Raw genomic sequence first — 5,489 nt, 5'->3', positions numbered from 1 at the left:
GATGCGCTCCGTGCCCACGCAGGCGGCCAGCAGGCCTTCGGCCCGCTCATGGGCAAAAGGCTCCAGTTCGCCGCGGTTGCTGCGCGGGCCCAGCATGGCAACGAGGTCTGCGGCGTGGCCGCCATCCAGCGCGTGATGGCCGAGCTGGACAGCGGCGCCCTGCAGCTGCGCGGCGGCACGCTGAGCTTCATTCCCATCGTCAACCCCCTGGCCCACCAGCTGGGCCGGCGCGAGGGCGATCGCAACCTCAATCGCAATCTGCGCCCGCCCGTGGTCCCGCAGGACTTCGAGGACCGCATCGCCGGACCGCTGTGCCGCTGGCTGGCGGACCACGAGGTGCTGCTGGACCTGCACAGCTTCCAGGGCCAGGGCAAGCCCTTTGCCATGCTGGGCCCGCGCAGCAACCGCGGCGAACTGGAGCCTTTTGCCCATGAGCGGGCCGAAGGCCTGCTGGCCGCCTGCGTGGGCACGGAGCGCATCGTGGAGGGCTGGCTCTCCACCTATGCCCTGGGCCTGCAGCGCCGGGCCGAACGCTCGGGCGACGGCAGCCGGCGCGCCACGCTGCAGCAAGACCCGCATTACGGCGTGGGCACCACCGAGTTCATGCGCTCGCGCGGCGGCTACGGCATCACCCTGGAATGCGGCCAGCATGCCGACCCCGAGGCGCCGGAATTCGCCTACAAGGCCATCCTGCGGGTGCTGGTGCTGCTGGGCATGGTGGACGCAGAGGTGGTGACGCCCCGCCCCGCCGCCGCGCCCGAGCTGCTGCAGCTCTACGAGGTGGTGGACCGCGAACACGAGGGCGACCGCTTCGAGCGCGCCTGGGCCAGCTTCGATCCGGTGAGCCAGGGCGAGCGCATCGGCACCCGCCACGACGGCCGGCCGGTGCTGGCCCCGGCCGACGGACGCATCGTCTTCCCGGCCGTGAATGCCCAGCCCGGCAGTGAGTGGTTCTACCTGGCGCGGGCAAGCTCGCGCCAGCTGGGCTAGATTGCCGGCCTTATGAAGATCGATTTCGTCTCCGACGTCTCCTGCCCCTGGTGCGCCATCGGCCTCAAGTCCCTGGAACAGGCCCTGGCCCGCATGCCGGAGCTTGAGGTGCAGCTGCACTTCCAGCCCTTCGAGCTCAACCCCGGCATGGCGCCCGAGGGCGAGGACATCGACGAGCACCTGGCCCGCAAGTACGGCCTGCCGCCGGCCCAGCTGGCCGCCAACCGCGAGCGCATCCGCGAGCGCGGTGCGGCCCTGGGCTTTGACTTCGCCCAGGGCGCACGCAGCCGCATCTACAACACCTTCGACGCCCACCGCCTGCTGCACTGGGCCGGCGAGCAGAGCGCGCGCGCCCAGCGCGATCTCAAGCTCTCGCTGTTCACGGCCTATTTCACCGAGGGCCGCGACCCGAGCGACCATGCCCTGCTGCTGGAGCGCGCCGTGGCCGTGGGGCTGGACGCCGAGCAAGCCCGCGCCGTGCTGGCCTCCGAGCGCTATGCCGACGCCGTGCGCGATGCCGAGTCGCTCTACCACTCCCTGGGTGTCAGCTCGGTGCCCGCCGTCATCATCAACGAACGGCATCTGATCTCCGGCGGCCAGCCGCCCGAGGTCTTCGAGCAGGCCCTGCGCCAGATTGCGGCCGAATCCGGCCGCTGAGCCGGACTGCTGCCATTTCGGCAGGCCCCACAGCCCGGGGCTGAGCGACAATGACGCTCACCCGTTTCGCACACACTCAGCGCGCCCCGGTCCTGCCGGGGCGCTCGCATTTCCGACGACGCATCCGATGTTCAAGAACCTGACGATTTACCGCGTGGGCGCCAGCTGGCAGCCCAGCCGCCAAGAAGTCGAGGAGGCCCTGGCCAAGGGCCAGTTCCAGCCCTGCGGCGCCACCGAGCCCCTGTCCCTGGGCTGGGTGCCGCCGCGCGGCATCGAGCACGGCCCCCTGGTCGAGGTGATCGACGGCCATCTGCACCTCAAGCTGCAGTTGGAGTCGCGCGTGCTGCCCGGCTCGGTGGTCAAGGAGCGGGTGGACGAGATTGCCGCCCAGATCGAGGAGCAGACCGGCCGCAAGCCCGGCAAGAAGGCGCTCAAGGACCTCAAGGAGCAGGCTACCCAGGAGCTGCTGCCCCTGTGCTTCAAAAAGCGCAGCAGCATCCGCATCTGGATCGCCCCCGAGCAGCGCCTCCTGATGATCGACGCCTCCAGCCCGGCACGCTGCGAGGAGGTGGTGAGCCTCCTGATCAAGACGCTTGAGGGCCTGACCCTGCACCTGGTGCAGAGCGCCGAAGCCCCCGCCACCTGCATGGCCGCCTGGCTGATGGATGGCGTGGCGCCCGAGGGCTTCACGATCGACCGCGAGTGCGAGCTCAAGAGCGAGGACGAGATGAAGTCCGTGGTGCGCTATGCCCGCCACGCCCTGGACATCGACGAGGTGCGCCAGCACCTGGAAGCCGGCAAGCGCCCCACCCGCCTGGCCATGAGCTACAAGGACCGCGTGTCCTTCCTGCTCACCGACACGCTGCAGATCAAGAAGATCAGCTTCCTGGACCTGGTGTTCGAGGGCCATGACAAGCCCGAGAAGGACGAGCAGTTCGACGCCGACGCCACCATCGCCGCGGGCGAGCTGGGCGAGTTGATTCCGGCCCTGATCGAGGGCCTGGGCGGCGAGCACGACTTCCTGGGCTCGGCCCCCAGCGGCTTCGTGGCCGACAGCCAGCTGGTGGCGCCCGACAAGACCGTGCTGGACCTGGACCAGACGCCTGCGGCCGTGACGGCCGCCATAGCCGCCGCGTCCGCAGCCGCCGGCCCGGACGACAAGGCGCCCTGGGACTGAACGGTCAGGCCTTGGGCTTGGGCTGGGGGGCCTGAGCTGCGGCAGCAGCGGCCTCCCGCAGCTTGTCCTTCTTGCTCTTGCGGGTCAGGCTTTTGATGCCGCCCGCGCCGGGCTCTTGCACCGGCTGCTCCTTGGGCTCGAAGCCCGCGATCTGCTCACGCGGCACGCGCTGGCCCTGGCGCTTCTCGATCAGGCGGAAATGCGCCTCGGCCGCCGCCGTCACAAAGCTCAGCGCCACGCCGCGCGCGCCGGCCCGGCCGGTGCGGCCGATGCGGTGGGTGTAGTCCGCCGGGGAGCGCGGCAGGTCGTAGTTCAGCACCGCCGGCAACTCTGGAATGTCCAGGCCGCGCGCCGCCACATCGGTGGCCACCAGCACCTGTACCGTGCCGGCCTTCAGCGCCGCCAGCACCTCGCGCCGCGTGCCCTGGCTCAGCTCGCCATGCAGGGCCGCGGCCTTGATGCCGGCCTTCCAGAGTTTGTCCGAGACCAGCTCGGTGGCGTACTGGGTGGCCACGAAGACCAGCAGGCGCGACCAGCCCTCGGTCTGCAGCAGATGGCGCAGCAAGGGCGTGCGCTGGGCCTCGTCCACGCGGATGGCGCGCTGCAGGATGTCCGGCGGCGCCTCGGCCGGGGCCTCCACGCGCAGGGGCTCGCGCAGCAGGCCGTCCGCCAGGCCCTGCACCGCCGCCGGGAAAGTGGCGGAGAAGAAGAGGTTCTGGCGCCGCACCGGCAGCAGGGCCAGGATGCGCTGCAGCTCCTCGGCAAAGCCCATGTCCAGCAGGCGGTCCGCCTCGTCCAGCACCAGCAGCTCCAGCGCCTCGAAGCCGAGGGCATTGTGTTCGTGCAGATCGAGCAGGCGGCCCGGCGTGGCCACCATCACATCACAACCGCCGCGCAGGCCCATGAGCTGCGGGTTGATCGAGACCCCGCCAAAGGCCACCGCAATCTTCAGCCGCGCCGGCAGCAGGCGCGCGAGATCGCGCAGGGCTTCGGCCGTCTGCGCCGCCAGCTCGCGCGTGGGCGCCAGCACCAGGGCTTTCAGGCGTCGACCCTCGCCAGCTTGCAGCACCCGCTGCAAGAGCGGCAGGCCAAAGGCCAGGGTCTTGCCCGAGCCGGTGGCGGCCTGGCCCAACAGGTCGCGGCCGGCGAGTGCCGGGGGAATGGCCGCCGCCTGGATGGGGGTCGGGTCTTGATAGTCCAGCTCGGCCAGGGCCTTCAGCAGCGCAGGCTCTAGGCCCAGGGAAGCAAACGACATGAATTGAAGAAAAGTAGAAGAGGTGAGGCTCAGGCGCCGAACAGGCTGCCCTGCTCGCCGCCGAGCTGGCCGGTGGCACGCGCCTCGATCAGCAGCAGGCGCTGCTTGGTGGCCAGGCCGCCATGGGCGGAAAAGCCACCCGGGCTGCCACTGCCGCTGCTGGGCAGCACGCGGTGGCAGGGCACGATGGGGGCGAAAGGATTGTGACCCTCGGCCTGGCCCACGGCGCGCGCCGCACCGGGCTGGCCTAGGCGCGTGGCGATCTCGCCATAGCTGAGGGTCTGGCCCACGGGAATGTGCCGGGTCAGGGCCAGCACCTGGCGGTGGAACTCGGGCAGCGCGCTGTCGTCCAGCTCCAGCTCGAGCAATACCCCGGCGTCGGTGCTCTGCCCCGCCAGCAGGGCGCGCACACCCGCCATGGCCCGCTGGATCAGGGCCGGCAGCTCGGGCTCCAGCGGCAGCTCGCGCGCGGCGGGAAAGCGGGCGCGCATGCGGTCGCGGGTGGCGCCGGCGTTCTCCTCGGGCAGCTGCGAGCCGATCAGGGCCAGGCGTTCGTTCCAGGCGATGCCGCAGCAGCCCAGCGCGGTCTCGTAGCAGTGGAAGAACTGGCGCGGCGGCATGAGGGAGTTCAGGCGTTCAGGGCCGCAGCATGGCGGGCCTGATGCTCGTCCACATGGCGGGCTACGCCGGAGCGGGCCTCGGTGGCCAGGGCAGCGACCTCGGCCGGGCTCAGGCTCTTGAGCTTGTGGTCAGACCAGATCTGGCGCCAGCGGCGCGAGCCGGCCGCGCCGTTCCACAGGCCCAGGGCGTGGCGCATGGCCGTGGCCCAGGGGCGGCCAAGTGCTTGCTGAGCGCTCAGGTACTGGACCCAGGCGGCTTCCACCGCCTCACGGCCGGCCTGGGCGGTGTCCGGGTCGGCCTGGCCAAAGAAGCGCGAATCCCAGTGCGCCATCTGCCAGGGCTCGTGATAGGCCTGGCGGCCCACCATCACGCCGTCCACATGCTGGAGCTGCTCGGCGATCTCGGCGTCGGTCTTGAGGCCGCCATTGATCACGATGGTGAGCTGAGGGAACTCGCGCTTGAGCCGGTGCACCAGCTCGTAGCGCAGCGGCGGGATCTCGCGGTTGTCCTTGGGGGACAGGCCTTGCAGCCAGGCGTTACGGGCGTGCACGATGAAGACCTCGCAGCCGGCCTCGGCGATGGTGCCCACGAAGTCGCGCACAAAGTCGTAGCGCTCGATCTTGTCGATACCGATACGGTGCTTCACCGTCACCGGGATGCTCACCGCATCGCGCATGGCCTTCACGCCATCGGCCACCAGCCTGGGCTCGGCCATCAGGCAGGCGCCAAAGGCGCCGCGCTGCACCCGCTCGCTGGGGCAGCCGCAGTTCAGATTGACCTCGTCATAGC

6 protein-coding genes are annotated in these 5,489 nt (G+C 70.6%); 3 read left to right on the top strand and 3 right to left on the bottom strand.

Annotated elements, in window-relative coordinates; genetic code table 11:
* From ACK5F2_RS15840 to ACK5F2_RS15830, 3 genes are all read left to right on the top strand, one after another.
* Positions 1 to 990: succinylglutamate desuccinylase/aspartoacylase family protein (locus ACK5F2_RS15840; RefSeq protein WP_409866298.1), on the top strand; the 990-nt coding region annotated here is incomplete at its 5' end.
* A 12-nt stretch (positions 991 to 1,002) separates the two neighbouring features.
* Positions 1,003 to 1,647: a DsbA family oxidoreductase gene (locus ACK5F2_RS15835; RefSeq protein ID WP_409866296.1), complete on the top strand. Its 645-nt coding sequence runs from the start codon at positions 1,003 to 1,005 to the stop codon at positions 1,645 to 1,647.
* Between the two features lie 127 nt (positions 1,648 to 1,774).
* Positions 1,775 to 2,824 (top strand): recombination-associated protein RdgC, encoded by a 1,050-nt coding sequence (locus tag ACK5F2_RS15830; RefSeq protein WP_409866293.1) that lies wholly within the window; start codon positions 1,775 to 1,777, stop codon positions 2,822 to 2,824.
* Between the two features lie 4 nt (positions 2,825 to 2,828).
* Here ACK5F2_RS15830 and ACK5F2_RS15825 read toward each other — a convergent pair whose 3' ends face one another.
* The 3 genes from ACK5F2_RS15825 to dusA form a co-directional block, all read right to left on the bottom strand.
* Positions 2,829 to 4,079 carry a DEAD/DEAH box helicase gene (locus ACK5F2_RS15825; RefSeq protein ID WP_409866291.1) on the bottom strand — a complete coding sequence of 417 codons (1,251 nt, stop codon included), beginning with the start codon at positions 4,077 to 4,079 and terminating at the stop codon, positions 2,829 to 2,831.
* Between the two features lie 29 nt (positions 4,080 to 4,108).
* Positions 4,109 to 4,699 (bottom strand): methylated-DNA--[protein]-cysteine S-methyltransferase, encoded by a 591-nt coding sequence (locus ACK5F2_RS15820; protein WP_409866288.1) that lies wholly within the window; start codon positions 4,697 to 4,699, stop codon positions 4,109 to 4,111.
* 8 nt (positions 4,700 to 4,707) lie between these two features.
* A partial coding sequence (gene dusA / locus ACK5F2_RS15815; RefSeq protein ID WP_409866286.1) for a tRNA dihydrouridine(20/20a) synthase DusA occupies positions 4,708 to 5,489 on the bottom strand: 782 nt, incomplete at its 5' end.

Source organism: Roseateles sp., assembly GCF_046300915.1.
In the GTDB taxonomy this organism is placed as follows: domain Bacteria; phylum Pseudomonadota; class Gammaproteobacteria; order Burkholderiales; family Burkholderiaceae_C; genus Kinneretia.
Note: the sequence above shows the minus strand (reverse complement) of the source record. Positions and strands in the feature narration are given on the sequence as shown.

Excerpts from the sequence above, each read along its gene's own strand:
- ACK5F2_RS15835 (WP_409866296.1), top strand. The coding sequence starts at position 1,003 with ATGAAGATCGATTTCGTCTCCGACGTCTCCTGCCCCTGGTGCGCCATC.
- ACK5F2_RS15830 (WP_409866293.1), top strand. The coding sequence starts at position 1,775 with ATGTTCAAGAACCTGACGATTTACCGCGTGGGCGCCAGCTGGCAGCCC.
- ACK5F2_RS15825 (WP_409866291.1), bottom strand. The coding sequence starts at position 4,079 with ATGTCGTTTGCTTCCCTGGGCCTAGAGCCTGCGCTGCTGAAGGCCCTG.
- ACK5F2_RS15820 (WP_409866288.1), bottom strand. The coding sequence starts at position 4,699 with ATGCCGCCGCGCCAGTTCTTCCACTGCTACGAGACCGCGCTGGGCTGC.